At 64.5% G+C, this 15,487-nt stretch carries 13 protein-coding genes; 3 read left to right on the top strand and 10 right to left on the bottom strand.

The window, feature by feature from the left end; genetic code table 11:
- Nucleotides 1–115 precede the first annotated feature (115 nt).
- From scpA to LRP30_RS13125, 8 genes are all read right to left on the bottom strand, one after another.
- Nucleotides 116–2,272, bottom strand: a complete 2,157-nt coding sequence (scpA, locus tag LRP30_RS13090) for a methylmalonyl-CoA mutase (protein WP_249761747.1) — start codon at nt 2,270–2,272, stop codon at nt 116–118.
- Between the two features lie 23 nt (nt 2,273–2,295).
- Nucleotides 2,296–2,760, bottom strand: coding sequence for a GFA family protein (locus LRP30_RS13095; protein ID WP_249760571.1), 465 nt, complete (start codon nt 2,758–2,760; stop codon nt 2,296–2,298).
- On the bottom strand, nt 2,757–4,628 hold the full coding sequence (locus tag LRP30_RS13100) for a methylmalonyl-CoA mutase family protein (protein WP_249760572.1): 1,872 nt from the start codon (nt 4,626–4,628) through the stop codon (nt 2,757–2,759). The genes LRP30_RS13095 and LRP30_RS13100 overlap by 4 nt, the downstream gene beginning before the upstream one ends.
- A gap of 81 nt (nt 4,629–4,709) precedes the next feature.
- Nucleotides 4,710–5,201, bottom strand: coding sequence for a 2-amino-4-hydroxy-6-hydroxymethyldihydropteridine diphosphokinase (folK, locus tag LRP30_RS13105; protein ID WP_249760573.1), 492 nt, complete (start codon nt 5,199–5,201; stop codon nt 4,710–4,712).
- A 1-nt stretch (nt 5,202) separates the two neighbouring features.
- The gene (folB, locus tag LRP30_RS13110; protein ID WP_008553485.1) at nt 5,203–5,571 is read right to left on the bottom strand and encodes a dihydroneopterin aldolase; all 369 of its coding nucleotides are present in this window, start codon (nt 5,569–5,571) and stop codon (nt 5,203–5,205) included.
- Entirely contained in the window at nt 5,568–6,428 is an 861-nt protein-coding gene (gene folP / locus LRP30_RS13115; RefSeq protein WP_128939054.1) for a dihydropteroate synthase, read from the bottom strand. The genes folB and folP overlap by 4 nt, the downstream gene beginning before the upstream one ends.
- Nucleotides 6,429–6,693: 265 nt before the next feature.
- The gene (locus tag LRP30_RS13120) at nt 6,694–7,101 is read right to left on the bottom strand and encodes a DUF4332 domain-containing protein (RefSeq protein WP_249760574.1); all 408 of its coding nucleotides are present in this window, start codon (nt 7,099–7,101) and stop codon (nt 6,694–6,696) included.
- Between the two features lie 26 nt (nt 7,102–7,127).
- Complete coding sequence (locus LRP30_RS13125; RefSeq protein ID WP_249760575.1) at nt 7,128–7,493, bottom strand: DUF2267 domain-containing protein; 366 nt, start codon at nt 7,491–7,493, stop codon at nt 7,128–7,130.
- Between the two features lie 335 nt (nt 7,494–7,828).
- Here LRP30_RS13125 and LRP30_RS13130 point away from each other — a divergent pair, with 335 nt between their 5' ends.
- The 3 genes from LRP30_RS13130 to LRP30_RS13140 all read left to right on the top strand — a co-directional run bounded on the left by LRP30_RS13130 (nt 7,829) and on the right by LRP30_RS13140 (nt 12,355).
- A complete protein-coding gene (locus LRP30_RS13130) occupies nt 7,829–9,451 on the top strand; it encodes a helicase HerA-like domain-containing protein (RefSeq protein WP_128934963.1) in 1,623 nt (540 codons plus the stop codon).
- Nucleotides 9,452–9,591: 140 nt separating this feature from the next.
- Nucleotides 9,592–10,920, top strand: a complete 1,329-nt coding sequence (locus tag LRP30_RS13135) for a glycosyltransferase family 87 protein (protein ID WP_249760576.1) — start codon at nt 9,592–9,594, stop codon at nt 10,918–10,920.
- 40 nt (nt 10,921–10,960) lie between these two features.
- Nucleotides 10,961–12,355: a M20/M25/M40 family metallo-hydrolase gene (locus LRP30_RS13140; RefSeq protein WP_249760577.1), complete on the top strand. Its 1,395-nt coding sequence runs from the start codon at nt 10,961–10,963 to the stop codon at nt 12,353–12,355.
- Between the two features lie 357 nt (nt 12,356–12,712).
- Here the strand turns inward: LRP30_RS13140 and LRP30_RS13145 are convergent, their stop codons facing one another.
- Entirely contained in the window at nt 12,713–13,492 is a 780-nt protein-coding gene (locus LRP30_RS13145) for a class II aldolase/adducin family protein (protein WP_128934961.1), read from the bottom strand.
- A 206-nt stretch (nt 13,493–13,698) separates the two neighbouring features.
- The gene (locus tag LRP30_RS13150; protein WP_249760578.1) at nt 13,699–15,348 is read right to left on the bottom strand and encodes a glycosyltransferase family 39 protein; all 1,650 of its coding nucleotides are present in this window, start codon (nt 15,346–15,348) and stop codon (nt 13,699–13,701) included.
- Between the last annotated feature and the right edge of the window lie 139 nt (nt 15,349–15,487).

The following is a 15,487-nucleotide window of genomic DNA, read 5'->3' on the forward strand; positions in this document are numbered from 1 at the left end:
ATTTATGAGTCCTCAAGCGTTGGTCGCGCGCCATCGGCAGCGTCATCAACCGGTATGCGGTTGGTCGCACCTCCGTGCTTCCGGTTCAATCCGGATGCGTTTATCGAGGGCTGACTTACTCCGCCGCCTCGCTATGCCCGAGCCGGGCGTTCAGCTTGCGGATCAGCTCCTCGGCTGCGTCCGCAATCACGGTGCCGGGCGGGAAGATGGCTTCGGCGCCGGCGGCATAGAGCGCATCGTAGTCCTGCGGCGGCACCACGCCGCCTACGATGATCATGATGTCGTCGCGGCCCTGCTTCTTCAGCGCCGCCTTCAGCTCGGGCACGGCGGTAAGATGGGCGGCGGCGAGTGAGGAGACGCCGAGGATATGCACGTCGTTCTCGACCGCTTGCCGCGCGGCTTCATCCGCCGTGGCGAACAGTGGCCCGATGTCGACGTCGAAGCCGATGTCGGCGAAGGCTGACGCAATCACCTTCTGGCCGCGATCGTGGCCGTCCTGGCCGATCTTGGCGACCAGGATGCGCGGCCGGCGGCCCTCCGCCTCTTCGAAGGCGTCGATCAGCGCCTGAACCTTCTCGACCTGGTTACCCATGCTGGACGCCTCCCGCTTGTAGACGCCGGTGATGGATTTGATCTCGGCGCGGTGCCGGCCGAACACCTTTTCCATCGCCTCCGAAATCTCGCCGACGGTCGCCTTGGCCCGCGCCGCGTCGATGGCGAGTGCGAGCAGATTGCCGTTGCCTTCGCCGGCCGAGCGCGTCAGCGCGGCAAGGGCGGCATCGACGTCCTTCTGGTTGCGCTCGGATTTCAGCCGCGTCAGCTTGTCGATCTGCAAGCGGCGGACATTGGTATTGTCGACCTTGAGGATGTCGATGGGAGCTTCGTCAGTCGGCTTGTATTTGTTGACGCCGATCACTGCCTGCTTGCCGGCATCGATCCTGGCCTGCGTCTTGGCCGAGGCTTCCTCGATGCGCAGCTTGGGCACGCCGGCCTCAATGGCCTTCGCCATGCCGCCGAGCTCCTCGACCTCCTGGATATGGCTCCAGGCCTTCGCCGCGAGGTCGCGCGTCAGGCGCTCGACGTAATACGAACCGCCCCAGGGATCGATGATGCGGGTGGTGCCGCTCTCTTGCTGGAGGAACAGCTGGGTGTTGCGGGCGATACGCGCCGAGAAATCGGTCGGCAGCGCCAAGGCCTCGTCCAGCGCATTGGTGTGCAGCGACTGAGTGTGGCCTTGGGTGGCCGCCATCGCCTCAACCGTGGTGCGCATCACGTTGTTGAAGACGTCCTGCGCCGTTAGCGACCAGCCCGAGGTCTGCGAATGCGTGCGCAGCGACAGCGAGCGCGGGTCTTTCGGGTTGAAGGGCTTCAGCAGCTTGGCCCAGAGCAGGCGCGCGGCGCGCAGCTTGGCGACTTCCATGAAGAAGTTCATGCCGATCGCCCAGAAGAACGACAGGCGCGGCGCGAAGCGGTCGACGTCGAGGCCGGCGGCAAGGCCGGCGCGCAGATATTCGACGCCGTCGGCGAGCGTATAGGCGAGCTCGAGGTCCTGCGTCGCGCCGGCCTCCTGCATGTGATAGCCGGAGATGGAAATAGAGTTGTATTTCGGCATCCTAGTGGAGGTGTAGGCGAAGATGTCCGAGATGATCCGCATCGAGGGCGCGGGCGGATAGATGTAGGTGTTGCGCACCATGAACTCTTTCAGAATGTCGTTCTGAATGGTGCCTGAGAGTTTCTCCGGTGGCACGCCCTGTTCCTCGGCGGTCGCGACATAGAGCGCGAGGATCGGCAGCACTGCGCCGTTCATGGTCATGGACACGCTCATCTGGTCGAGCGGAATCCCTGCGAACAGCGTGCGCATGTCGTAGATGGAATCGATGGCAACGCCGGCCATGCCGACGTCGCCGCCAACGCGCGGATGGTCGCTGTCATAGCCGCGATGGGTGGCGAGGTCGAAGGCGACCGAGAGGCCTTTCTGTCCGGCAGCCAAGTTGCGACGGTAGAACGCGTTGGAATCCTCGGCCGTGGAGAAGCCGGCATATTGCCTGACGGTCCAGGGCTGGTTCACATACATGGTCGGGTAGGGACCACGCAGATAGGGGGCGATGCCCGGATAGGTGTCCAGGAAATCGAGTCCGGCGACATCGGCCTCGCCATAGGCGGGCTTCACCAGAATGCCCTCGGGCGTCAGCCACGGCTCGGCGCTGCCGGTCGGTGCGGCGGGGGTTGTCCGCGCGAAGGCCACGTCTGCGAAATTGGGAATGCGGCTCATGGTCTCAACCATATCATAGACGCTCAATCATGATCCGGATGCTGATGGCTGACGATGGTCGCCATCTTCTCCGGTCCGTAATTCTGTTGCGTGGTCTGGCTCGGCAGGTTGGCGATGCCGACCACCCAGCCGAGGCGGGACTCGGTGCCGAACTGCCGCGTCGGTATCACCCGGTCGGGATGGTCGAAAGCGCCGGTCATGATCTCGATCCGGTCGCCGTCGATGCGGCCAAAGCTCAGCGGGGTGCCGCAGGCGGCGCAAAAGCCGCGCTCGGCGATCGAAGAGGAGCGGAAGAACGAGGGTTGCCCCTTGGTCCAGGCAAAGTCCGTCTTGTTGATGTCGGCGAAGGAGGCGAATGGCGCGCCAGCCGCCTTCTGGCACATCCGGCAGTGGCAGATCGAGATCCTGGTCGGCGCAGTCATGACTCCAAAGCGCACGGCGCCGCATTGGCAGCCGCCGGTGAGAACGGGTTTGCTGGTTTCGATCATGCCTGTTCCATCCGTCGATAGGCGTCTTGCAGCGTCGCAAGCGCATCGCCGCCGGCGAAGACGAAACCGGTGACGCCGGCCGCGCGCAGCGCCGCCTCGGTATCGGTCGGGCGACCTGCCAGATAGATATGACGGCTGCCGGCCGATTGCAGGGCCTTCGCCGCAGCCTCGGCGTGTTCCGCATAGACCTTGTCGCTGGAACAAAGGCAGGCAAGCGCGACGCCGGAGGCCTTGAAGGCGGCGGCCAACTCGGCCGGATCGGCAAAGCCCTCGCTGTCGACGGCCTGGATGCCGCCGGCTTCGAAGAAGCTCTTCGCAAAGGTCGCGCGCGCCGTGAAATCGGCGGGCGTGCCGAGATTGGCCAAAAACACCTTTGGCCGCGCTCCGCGCGCCTTCAGCGTTGCATCGGATTTGTCGCGCAGCGCCTCGAACGGCTCCGCCAGCCGGATCGGTGGCAGCGCATCGAATTTGTATTTTTGCTCACCGTAAGGCGGAAGCGCGATCGGCGTAGCCTTCAGCACGACCGTCTCGCTCTCGTGCAGGTTTGGAAACTCGCTGGCGCCTGTCAGCACGTCGCGCCGCTTTGCGATATTGGCGTCGCGCGCTTTTCGCGTCGCCGCGACCTTGCCCTGGAACAGACCCTGCTGAAGCGCTGCGAAGGCGCCGCCCGCTTTCTCGCTCTCCTGGAACAGCGCCCAGGCGGCGTCGCAGAGCTGCGCCGTCAGCGTCTCGATGCCGCCGGCGCCGGCGGCGGGATCGCTGACCTTGGCGAGGTTGCTCTCTTCCAGCAGTAAAAGCTGCGTGTTGCGCGCCACGCGCCGCGCGAACGGATCGGGTAGCCCGAGCGCCAGCGTATGCGGCAGCACGGTGATCGCATTGGCGCCGGCAAGCCCCGCTGCAAAGGTCGCGATGGTCGCGCGCAGCATGTTCACGTAAGGGTCGCGCTGCGTCAGCATGCGCCAGGCCGTATCGGCGGCGATGAACAGCGGTTTTGGCGTGAGCCCACACGCCGTCTCGATGCGCTCCCAGAGCAGCCGCAGCGCGCGGAATTTGGCCATGGTCAGGAACTGGTCGGCATCGGCGGACAGCCGCGCATAGACCATGCCCTGCGCCTGCTCCAGCGCAATGCCGGCGCCTTCGATCGCGCGCAGATAGGCAACGCCGCAGGCGAGCACGAAGGCGAGCTCCTGCACCTCGGAACCGCCGGCATCGTGGATCACGCGCCCGTCGGCCGACACGAACGGTCCCTTGAAGCCGAGCGCCGCCAGGCCCTTGATGGCGCCGGCGACGGCGGGAACAATTTCCTCCCACGTATAAGGGCTGTGACCCCACACCGCACCAGCCGCGAGCGGGTCGAGCCCGAAACGGATGTTGCAGGCGGCGGGATCGAGGCCAGCGCTCTTCACATATTCCGCGACATGGATCGCGGCCATCCGCGATTGCGGACCGATCTGGAGCTCGAGGCCGATGCCGGCATCGAGATGAATGTCCTTCAAGACTTTTGCGGCCGCATCGGCCGACGGTTCCAGGCCGAAACCGTGGGCGCCGCTGCCGCCAGCGAACACCAGCGCAAGCCCCGTCGCGCCATTCTCGAGATCGGTCAGCGCCTGTGCGTTCGCGGCGGCCGCATCGGGATGATCGATCCGCTGCATGATCTGCCAGGGCGCAGCCAGCGGCCGGCCCGCCACGGGCGCAACGCCCTTGGCGCGCGGGTAGAGCGGTTCGATCTTCAGGCCATCATAGGTCTTGCCGACCAGCTTCTCGAACGGCGCGCCTTTCAGCACGCCGTCGACCAGCTTGCGCCAGTCTTCGATCGTGGCCTTGGGGAATTCCGCCGCCAGCGGCAGGTCGTCAGTCACGGAGGTCATGCGGCGAGGGGCTCCCGACAATCTTGTTATTCGCAGGCGAAATTGCCACGGCGGACCGTCCCTGCAAACGGTTGTTTTTGGTTAACCGGTATCCGGAAGCCGCTCAATGCCTTGCGTCGAGACGCTAGCGAGCCCGTCACGCACACGAATGCCTGATATCACGCGGTCGGGCGCGATTTCGGTCAGCGGCACCAGCACGAAGGCGCGCTCGAACAGGCGCGGATGCGGCAAGGTCAGATCGGGCTTCTGCAAGCTGACATCGTCATAGGCGATCATGTCGAGATCAAGCGTGCGCGGTCCCCAGCGCCGCTCCTTGTCCCGCGTGCGGCCGAATTTCTGCTCGACCTTCTGCAGCACGAACAGCAGCGCATGCGGATCGAGGCTGGTCTCGATCTCGATGCAGGCATTAATGAAGGGCTCCTGGTCCTTGTCGCCCCAGGGCGGCGTCGTGTAGTCCGAGGACCGCGCAATTAGTGCGGCTTGCGCCATGCCGCAGATATGCGCGATCGCCTTACCGAATGTCGCGCGGACATCGCCGACATTGCCACCGAGTGCGATCAGCACGCTTGCCATATTAGGGATGCCGCGAGCGCGTCAGCATGATGCCGACGTCGTCGAAGATCGCGGCGATCGGCGCATGCGGCTTGTGCACGGTGATCTTCACGGCGCGGATGCGCGGGAAATGCGACAGGATGGCATCGGCGACCGCGCCGGCCGCGCGCTCCAAGAGCTTGTAGTTGGTGTTCTTGAACGCCGCCGTGGTGGTCGCCACGACCTCGGCGTACGAGACGGTGTCGGCGAGCCGGTCGCTGCGCGAAGGCTCCGACAGGTCGGTATAGAGTTCGAGATCGATGACGAAGCGCTGGCCGACTTCGGTTTCGTGATCCATGACGCCGTGGCGGGCATGGATCGACAGGCCGGTCACGAAGATCGTATCGGTCATGGCTTGCTCTCGATTGCGTGCGCCACCCGCAGGGCCTGCAAGGTTTCGGCGACGTCATGGGTCCGGATGATCTTTGCGCCGCGCTGCGCGGCGATGAGGTGCGCGGCGATCGAGCCGGCGAGCCGCTCTTTCGGCTCCGACGGCGACACCGAAGCGATGAAGCGCTTGCGCGAGGCGCCGACCAGGATCGGCAGGCCGAACATGTCGAGTTCACGCAGCCGCGCCAGCGCGATCATGCTCTGCTCGGCCGTCTTGCCGAAACCGATGCCGGGATCGAGCACGATTTTTTCCCGCGCGATGCCGGCCTTGGCCGCAATATCCAGCGAGCGCAGGAAGAAGGTCTTCATGTCCGTGACGATGTCGATGGTGGGGTCGGCATTGTCGCGGTTGTGCATGACGATGACCGGAACGCCTTTCGCAGCGACCAGCGGTGCCATGGCGGCGTCGCGTTGCAGACCCCAGACATCGTTGACGATGGCCGCGCCCTGGTCGAGTGCGAAGGCCACGACCTCCGCCTTCATGCTGTCGATCGAGACGGGCACCCCAAGCGCCACGACACCAGCCAGCACCGGCTTCAGCCGGGCGAGCTCGCGGTCTGCTGTGACCGGCTGGGCGCCCTTGTAGGGTCGGGTGGACTCGGCGCCGATATCGATGATGTCGACGCCATCAGCGATCATCGCCCGGGCTCGCGCGAAGGCCTGCTCGGGCGCGATGAACTCGCCGCCATCGGAGAAGGAATCCGGGGTGACGTTGAGCACGCCCATAACAGCCGGAAGCGGCCGTTCCAGCAGCGTCCGCAGCACGTCGGCCCCGGCCGAGCCGGCCGGCGGGACGGATGGAGAGGGCGAGGCACTCATGCGGGTGGCTTTAGCGGTCGGGGAGGGGGAGTCAAGACGGAAGGGGGCATCCGGCCGTTCCGACGCGCTCAGGGGCACGAGAGGGAGGAGGTTCTTGCCCGCACTCCGTCATTGCGAGCCAACGGGTCCGCGCGAAGCGCGGCCCGATGACAGGCTCCGCGAAGCAATCCAGACTATCACCTCGGAAGGATTCTGGATTGCTTCGCTACGCTCGCAATGACGATCTGGGAGCAGTGGTACCCTATCTCTCCAGCTTCGTCCTCGCTCAATACGTAATCTTCGGCGGCAGCCTCTTCGCTTTGGCGATGATGTCGCCGACCGACTTCTCGGAAGGCAGGATGCGGAGGAGCTTCTTCTTCTCGTTGGCGTCCCGCATGCTCTGGGCGAGCCTTGCCGGATTTCGATAAGCAAGCTCGCGCACCGTGGTGACGCCGGCGGCACGGACAAGGCCGACCTTGGCCCGGCCCATGCCGGGGATGCGCATGTAGTCCGAGACGTTGGCCCATTCCAGCAGCAGCTGCTCGCTGATGCCGGTCTTGGCGGACAGCGCCTTGCGGCCCTTCACGGTGGAGGCAGCCTCGAGCAGCGCGTCGGTGGTGCGGATTCCTTGCGCCTTCAATTTGTTGGCGGCGAAGGCCGACAGGCCGTCAATCTCGGAGATCGGATATGTCATGATACTCGAATATGAAATGCGTGGCTTCAGGCGAACTGGCTGAGGCCCGGCGTCCCCGCGATGATCTTGCCCATCTGATCCGCTCCGATTTTGTCTCGGCCGAAGCGGAATAGTTCACGGGCGACGTTTTGAATCTCCGACATGCCCAGTCCAAGGCCCATCAGGCGCGAGCCGACGGCCATCAGGCCGCCGCCCATCAGCCGCGACAGTCCGCCGCCGCTCTTGCACGCCTCGATCGCGGCTTCTGCTCCGGGGATTTGATCAATCAGGGCCTGAACGCTGTCGGAAGGACCCTCGCTGCGGAGGAAGCCCAGGATAATGCCGAGGGTCTTTTCCGCGACAGCACTATCTATGCTGGCGTTTGTCGCCAGCCGTCCGATCAGCTCGTCCATATGGCCTGCCCCTCAGCCGGTTCACATGCCGGAGTATTGCTTTCGAAAATGATCTTGAGCCGGTGCGATGTGAAATTCAAGCGATGAACGCACGCCTCGCCGCGATTCATCTTCGAACGCGTAAACAGTGTTGCAGCGGTGCAAGAGCGGAGATGGAATCAGCAAAAAAATACCGCGGTGCGAACGCTCCATTCCGACTTTCGGCTGATATTTCCGCCAATGTCGCATGTTTGGGACGCGTTGAATGGTTTTAATCGACGCACAACATGCGTTAAACTACGGAACTAATGCATTCGAGTTTCGATACGCGAAACCTGCAGAGATCAGTGAGAATTATGACCGCACAGGACAGCAAGCTCGGTGACACCGACGCCAAGATTTTCGTCGGCAAGGGAGACGAGCAGGCCTGGCTGACGCTGGCGCTCGCCAATCGCCACGGGCTCGTCACCGGTGCAACCGGAACCGGCAAGACGGTGTCGCTGCAAGTGATGGCGGAAGGATTTGCGCGCGCCGGTGTTCCGGTCTTCGCCGCAGACATCAAGGGCGACCTCTCCGGCATCTCCGAGGTCGGCGAAGCCAAAGATTTCATCGTCAAGCGCGCCACCGAGATGGGGCTGACCTTCCAGCCCGACCAGTTCTCGACGGTGTTCTGGGACGTGTTCGGCGAGCAGGGCCACCCGGTGCGGGCGACCGTCACGGAAATGGGGCCGCTTCTGCTCGCGCGCATGCTCGATCTGAACGACGTGCAGGAAGGCGTGCTCAACGTCGCCTTCCGCGTCGCCGACGATAACGGTCTTGCCTTAATCGACATGAAGGACCTTCGCGCGCTGCTCGACGCCATCGTGCCCGATAGCGGGAAGAAGGCAGCGGACGCGGAGGAGGATCCGTTCGCCGTCATCCGCAAAGCCGCCCAGGGCTTCGGCAATGTCACCAAGGCGACCGTCGGCACCATCCAGCGCCAGCTCCTGGTGCTGGAGAACCAGGGCGGCACCAAATTCTTCGGCGAGCCGGCGCTGACGCTGAAGGACTTCATGAAGACCGACCGCGACGGCCGCGGCATGGTCAACATCCTGGTCGCCGACAAGCTGCTTCAGAGCCCGCGACTTTATGCGACATTCCTGTTGTGGATGCTGTCGGAGCTGTTCGAGGAGCTGCCCGAGGCCGGCGACCTGCCCAAGCCGAAGCTCGTGTTCTTCTTCGACGAGGCGCATCTGTTGTTCAACGACGCGCCCAAAGCGCTGATGGACAAGATCGAGCAGGTGGTGCGTCTGATCCGCTCCAAGGGCGTTGGCGTCTACTTCGTGACGCAGAACCCGGTCGACGTGCCCGACCGCGTGCTCGGGCAACTGGGCAACCGGGTCCAGCATGCGCTGCGCGCCTTCACCCCGCGCGACCAGAAGGCGGTCACCGCCGCAGCCCAGACCTTCCGGCCCAACCCGAAGCTCGACACCGCCAAGGTGATCACGGAGCTCGGCAAGGGCGAGGCGCTGGTATCCTTCCTCGAAGGCAACGGCACCCCTTCGATGGTGGAGCGGGTGATGATCCGGCCGCCATCGGCCCGGATCGGACCGATCACGCCGGAGGAGCGCAAGGCGATCATGGCGGCGAGCCCGGTCATGGGCAAATACGACACCGCCGTCGATTCCGAGTCCGCCTATGAGATCCTTCAGAAGCGCCTCGCCGGCACGGCGGCAACGGCCGACGGTTCGGCAGGCGGAAGCGGTGGCGGCGTCCTCGGCCAGATCGGCTCGATCGTCGGCACCATCTTCGGCACCAACGTCAAGCGTGGCCGGCTGTCGACCGGCCAGGTCATTGCGCGCGACGTGACGCGATCGGTGACTAACCAGGTGATCGGGGGGATGGCCGCAAATATCGGCAAGTCGGTCGCCGGCCAGCTCGGCGGCTCGATCGGCCGCACCCTGGTTCGCGGCGCGCTCGGCGGATTGCTGCGGCGGTAGGCAGCAGGTCCGGCCGTGACGCTGCGGAAGGTCTAGCGGCCATCGGGGAGGCCATCACCACCGGCACAAATTCCGGTGAGGGACTCTCCAAACATCCGTCCGTCTGCTACGTGGTAGTCCGCCGCCGACTGGACCCCACCGTGATCTCCACCGCCCCGTTAGCCAAACCCGAAGCGCCGAGACGCCTGTCGTTGCGTGCGCCGCTGGACCTGCTTTTCCTGTTCTGCTGCCTCCTCCTGACTGCCGATGTGCTCATTCCCGAGATCTTCGGCCACGGCAAGACCAAGGATTATGGGCTGTGGTACTGGGCCGGGCAGCAGGTCTTGCAGGGGCGGCCGCTCTATCCCGGTGACATCAGCGACTATTTCGAGTTCATCTATCCACCGCTGCCGGCGGTCCTGCTGGCGATCCCGAGCTGGTTCGGCAAGATCCCGCTCTATGTCGTCCTGTCGATCCTGAATGCGGTGGCGTGGTGGTGCACCGGGACGTTCTCCCAGGTGATGGCCGGATCGGACCGCAGGGCCGGTCCGTGGCTGGAAGCGCTGCCCGCCTTCGTCACCGTCACCTTCGTGTTCGACATGTTCGACCTCGGCCAGCCGAACCTCGTCCTGCTCGCGATGATGCTCTACGGCTTCTGGAGCTTGCGGCATCAGCGCCCCTGGCTTGCCGGCTTCATGTTCGCGCTCGCGACGGCCATCAAGGTGTTTCCGATCGCGGTGCTGCCCTATCTAATCTGGCGGCGGAAGTGGGCGGCCGTGGTCGCGACCGTCGCCTTCATCGGCATTCTTCTTTACGTCGTGCCGGCGCCGATCCGCGGCTTCGAGCGCAACGCGGCCGAACTTGCGACCTGGTACCAGGCCATGGTCGGGAGCAGCTCGGAAAAAGGCTTTGGTCAGCGCGGCGAGCAGAACTGGTCGTGGGTCAACCAGTCCCTCATTGCCGTCACGCATCGCCTGGTCCGGCCGATCAATTACAATCTGGAAGATCCCAACAAGCCGCCGCGTACGATGAACGTCATCGACGTCGACTACCGCACGGCGAACTGGATCGTGCTCGCGCTATCGGCATTGCTCGGGCTCGGCTTCATCGCGATCATGCCTCGGCAAGCGCAGCGCACGGCGCGCTCCGATGCCGAGGAGCTCGGCATCCTGTTCTGCCTGATGACGATTGCCTCGCCTCTGGCGCGACAATACTATTTCATGTGGTTGTTCTTCCCGATGACGGTGCTGATGCATCGGGCTGCCTTCGACGCGCGGGCGAATGTGCGGCTGGGAACCTGGCTCGCTTTGGGCGCGGCCGGCATCCTCATGCTGCTGTCGCTGCCGTGGTTTCCCAATGTCATCCAGGCCTGGGGCAATAATCTCGTTGCGACCGCCATCCTTGCCGGCGGCCTCGCATGGCACATCCGGCACCCGCCGGTTGCGGCTGGCCCCGAGGCCGCGCCGGCGCTAAAAGCGCAGACACCTTGAGCCCCCGATTTCTTGAGACTTGAAAGTCAGGATCACGACCATGGCCAATGCGCAGCTTCAATCCGTGCTCGACCACATCGACAAGGATTTCGACAACAGCCTGGAGCGCCTGTTCTCGTTGTTGCGGATCAAGTCGATCTCCGCGGATCCGGCCTTCGCCGCCGATTGCAAGGCGGCGGCCGAGCACCTCGCCAAGGACATCGCGAGCCTCGGTGTCGCCACTGAAGTGAGGCCGACCGCGGGCCATCCCGCCATCGTCGGCAAGACCGGGGCAGGCGGACGGCCGCACGTGCTGTTCTACGGCCATTACGACGTGCAGCCGGTCGATCCGCTTGATCTCTGGCACCGTCCGCCGTTCGAGCCTGTCGTCACCGACCATGCCGATGGCCGCAAGATCATCGTCGCGCGCGGTGCCGAGGACGACAAGGGCCAGGTCATGACCTTCGTCGAGGCCTGCCGCGCCTGGAAAAAGGTGACGGGCTCGCTGCCGATCGACATCACCTTCCTGATCGAAGGCGAAGAGGAGGTTGGCTCGAAGAATTTCGTGCCCTTCATCGAGGCCAACAAGAACGAGTTCAAAGCCGACTACGTGCTGGTCTGCGACACCGGCATGTGGGACCGCAACACGCCGGCGATCACGACGTCGTTGCGCGGCTTGCTCTATGAGGAGCTGAAGATCACCGCCGCCAATCGCGACCTGCATTCCGGCGTGTTCGGCGGCAGCGCGATGAACCCGATCCGGGTGCTGACCAAAATTCTCGGCGGCCTGTTCGATGACGACAACCGCATCACCATCCCCGGCTTCTATGACGGCGTGAAGGACCTGCCGCCCGATATCCTCGAGCAGTGGAAGAAGCTCAATCTCACGCCGGAGATGTTTTTGAAGCCGATCGGCCTGTCGATCCCGGCGGGCGAGAAGGGCCGGCTGCTGATTGAGCAGGCCTCTTCGCGTCCGACCTGCGACGTCAACGGCATCTGGGGCGGCTATATCGGCGAGGGCTCCAAGACGGTGATCCCGTCGCATGCGTCTGCCAAGGTCTCGTTCCGTCTGGTCGAGGGGCAGGATCCCGCAAAGATCCGCAAGGCCTTCCGCGACTATGTGACGGCGCGCATTCCCGGCGACTGCAAGGTCGAGTTCGGTGACCATTCCGCCGCGCCTGCGGTCGCGCTCGACTGGAACATGAAGCCGCTTGCCGCCGCCAGCAAGGCGCTGACCGAGGAATGGGGCAAGGAGACCGTGCTGATGGGCTCGGGCGCCTCGATCCCTATCGTCGCCGATTTCAAGCGCACGCTTGGCCTCGACTCGCTGCTGGTCGGCTTCGGCCTCGACGATGACAACATCCATTCGCCGAACGAGAAGTACGACCTCCGCAGCTTCCAGAAGGGCATCCGCTCCTGGGCCCGCATCCTCGCCGCGCTGGCCGAGGTGAAATAAAGGCGGTGTCGTAGGGTGGGCAAAGCGCAGCGTGCCCACCACTTCCGAGGCGAGCTGCGAGATGGTGGGCACGGCGCTATGCGCCTTTGCCCACCCTACGAGAGCGCCTTCCGTCATCCTGAGGTGCGAGCCGTGGAGCGCAACGCGCTTCACGGTGAGCCTCGAAGGATGCACGGCCCCGATGCAGCCGGGCCGTCGCCTTTCGAGGCTCGCCGAAGAGGCGAGCACCTCAGGGTGACGGTGATGGTGATTGCGAACGCCGCCCCAAATAAAAACGCCGCCCGGAATTGGGCGGCGTTTCATTCCAAAAGGCGTAGAGGTTCGTTGATCGCTACCCTACACCAAACCTCGAAAATCTCAAGAGCGGTAGCCGGGAAGCTCGCGGTCGAGCTTGCGCAGCAGCGGCGGCCACACGAGGTTGGTGGCGCGCAGCTCGGCGCGGTCGCGGTTCGACAGCAGCTCGGTGTTCTTATCGATCGCGACGTGGTCGACCGGATAGACCGGCGTGCCCAGCGCGCGCGTGCGCACCTGCATCGAGCATGCGCGCTCGAGGTGATACATGCGCTCGAAGGCGGAGGCGACCGAGCGGCCGACCGTCAGCGTGCCATGGTTGCGCAGGAGCATGTGGTTGTGGTCGCCGAGGTCCTTCTGGAGCCGCGGCCGCTCGTCGTGGTCGAGCGCGATGCCTTCATAGTCGTGATAGGCAAGGTCGTGGGTGACTAGCTGGGCGGTCTGGTTCAGCGGCAACAGGCCTTCCGCGCTGCTCGACACAGCGGTGCCGTCGAGCGTGTGGAGATGCAGCACGCAGATCGCGTCCTCGCGCACCTCGTGGATCGCCGAATGGATGGTGAAGCCGGCCGGGTTGATGCTGTATTCGCTCTCGGAGAGCTGATTGCCGTGCAAATCGACCTTGACGAGGCTCGACGCCGTGATCTCGTCGAACATCAGTCCGTAGGGATTGATGAGGAAGTGATGGTCGGGGCCGGGCACGCGCGCGGAGATGTGGGTGTCGACCAGATCGTCCCAGCCGTACAGCGCGACCAGGCGATAGCAGGCGGCGAGATTGACCCGTTGTTGCCACTCGGCCTCCGTCATGTTCGACGGCACTTCCTTCAGGCGCGCTTCCGCTGGCGACATGGCTGATCTCTCCGAACATCGTTGTTGCGGGGTGGGAGCGTAGTCTTGGGCCGGGTTGACGGCAAGGCGCAAGGAGCGTGGCTGTCGCGCGCAGCCTGCATGGAGCTTCCGCCGTAGCTCGAAGAGCGAAGGCGGAAGCTCCATGCGGGACGCCTGATCCCGGATTTCGCTTGCGCTCCATCCGGGCTACGGTCGAAAGAAAATTATTACGGCGCCGGGATCGACAGCAGGCTGGAAATGCTGCGGCCGCGGATATCGTAGACGCGGGCGAACACCACGTCGTCGCGCTTGATCTCGACCATGACGGGCGCGGTGAGGCCCTTGCAGTAGAACTCGCCTAGCGTCATCGCGAAATCGGCCGCATTGGAATCCCAGCCGATGGTGAAGTCGGGTCCGAGCGCGACCTGGGCCGGACGCTGCGGACCGCACACCGCGACCTTCCATTTGCGATTGACCGGCGGCACTTCCTGGCGCTCGACCAGCTGCTCGCGCAATTCATCGGAAGCCTGCTTCAGCGCCAGGCCCCAATAGTCCAGCATGAAGCGGTCGTCGGCGCCGCGCACGGTGCCGGCGATGTGGTTGAAGTGGGTGTATTGATAGGGATGCAGCCGGATCATCTCGGCGAGCGACAGCGCGAGGCCGAAGCAGAAGGTGGCGAGCACGACCGGCTGCCAGGTGCGGTGATTGGCGCGCAGGCGCTCCATGGCCCAAGCAAACGCGACGCCGCCGAGCACTGCCATCGGCGGGATCACGAAGACGAAATGGCGGATGCCATTGTACAGCGCCGGCCGCTTCACCATTGCGATCGCGAGCGGCAGGGTCGCGGCCAGCGTCAGCATCAAGAGGATGGTCTTGCGGCGCGCGGGAACCTCGCGGCGCGGCAGCAGTACGAAGGTGCCGATCACCGCGCCGGCCATCAGCACCAGCATCACCTCGGGCAGCTGCAGCGCGAACAGCGTCGGCAGATAGGACCAGGGCATGTCGGGCACGGACACGATCGCGCCGTCGAACATCTCCTTCCAGGGCTTCTCGAAGAAGTGCGAGAAGTAGGTCAGCGCCTCAAAGGGGTTGCCGGGCTGCATGATCGACCACGGCCAGATCAGCCCCATCACGAGGTAGCCGAGCACGAGGCCGGGCAGCAGCACGTAGACGACATGAGCGAAGCGGCGGATCGACTCGCGCGGGCCCTCGCTGCGCAGCTCCTCCAGGAACAGCGGCAGGAAGCCGAGCACGGCGTAGACCAGTGCGAGACCGCCGAGAACGCGGCAGCCCAGCGAAAGTCCGGCACCCAAGCCGACGATCAGCACCGTGCGTGGCGAAGGCTGCGGATATTCCTCCGCGAGGCGGACGAGGCCCAGCATCAGGATGATCATGGCCACCGCGAAGGGCGCATCCTTCGGGTTCATGAACATGTGGCCGTAGAAGATCGGGCAGAGCGCGAGCAGCAAGAGTGCCGCAAGACCGGCAAGGGGGCCGCCGATGCGGCGGCCGAGCCGCCACGTCACCGCAAGCCCGATCACACCGACGATGGCGCCGACCAGACGTCGCGTCTCGAACAGTTCGAGCGGAATGATCTTGTGCAGGAGAGCGGCGACCATGTCGAAGCCGCCGCCATACATGTAGAGATTGGCGAAGGAGAGCGCCGCCGTGTCCCTGAAGCCGGAACCGAACATGCGCAGCAACAGGTCGGCATATTCAGCGTGGGTGTAATCGTCCCAGCCGAGCCCGTAGTCGCGGAAGGTCAATCCTGCAATGACGGCGACCGCAGCCAGCACCAGCATGGCGAGATCGTCGCAAGTCCGTTCGACCGAGCGCCGCAGAGGCGTGTCGATCGCCGAAGTCGTGATGGATGTCATGGCTATTGGTGACCCGGAATCCCCTCTCGGCCCTGCTGGTGCGCGCGGGCCTGCTCCCCGGAATCCCTATAGCGCAGTTCCATTACCAAGTAATTGGGCATTATGGCTAAATTCCTGATGCGACGCAGCAAAACCAGGC

Source organism: Bradyrhizobium sp. C-145, from assembly GCF_023375135.1.
Taxonomy (GTDB): Bacteria; Pseudomonadota; Alphaproteobacteria; order Rhizobiales; family Xanthobacteraceae; genus Bradyrhizobium; species Bradyrhizobium zhanjiangense.

Coding starts and splice junctions, on each gene's coding strand:
- LRP30_RS13145 (WP_128934961.1), bottom strand. CDS start 13,492: ATGTCGCCAGCGGAAGCGCGCCTGAAGGAAGTGCCGTCGAACATGACG.
- LRP30_RS13100 (WP_249760572.1), bottom strand. CDS start 4,628: ATGACCTCCGTGACTGACGACCTGCCGCTGGCGGCGGAATTCCCCAAG.
- LRP30_RS13130 (WP_128934963.1), top strand. CDS start 7,829: ATGACCGCACAGGACAGCAAGCTCGGTGACACCGACGCCAAGATTTTC.
- scpA (WP_249761747.1), bottom strand. CDS start 2,272: ATGAGCCGCATTCCCAATTTCGCAGACGTGGCCTTCGCGCGGACAACC.
- LRP30_RS13140 (WP_249760577.1), top strand. CDS start 10,961: ATGGCCAATGCGCAGCTTCAATCCGTGCTCGACCACATCGACAAGGAT.
- LRP30_RS13125 (WP_249760575.1), bottom strand. CDS start 7,493: ATGGACGAGCTGATCGGACGGCTGGCGACAAACGCCAGCATAGATAGT.
- LRP30_RS13120 (WP_249760574.1), bottom strand. CDS start 7,101: ATGACATATCCGATCTCCGAGATTGACGGCCTGTCGGCCTTCGCCGCC.
- folB (WP_008553485.1), bottom strand. CDS start 5,571: ATGACCGATACGATCTTCGTGACCGGCCTGTCGATCCATGCCCGCCAC.
- folP (WP_128939054.1), bottom strand. CDS start 6,428: ATGAGTGCCTCGCCCTCTCCATCCGTCCCGCCGGCCGGCTCGGCCGGG.
- LRP30_RS13095 (WP_249760571.1), bottom strand. CDS start 2,760: ATGATCGAAACCAGCAAACCCGTTCTCACCGGCGGCTGCCAATGCGGC.
- LRP30_RS13150 (WP_249760578.1), bottom strand. CDS start 15,348: ATGACATCCATCACGACTTCGGCGATCGACACGCCTCTGCGGCGCTCG.
- folK (WP_249760573.1), bottom strand. CDS start 5,201: ATGGCAAGCGTGCTGATCGCACTCGGTGGCAATGTCGGCGATGTCCGC.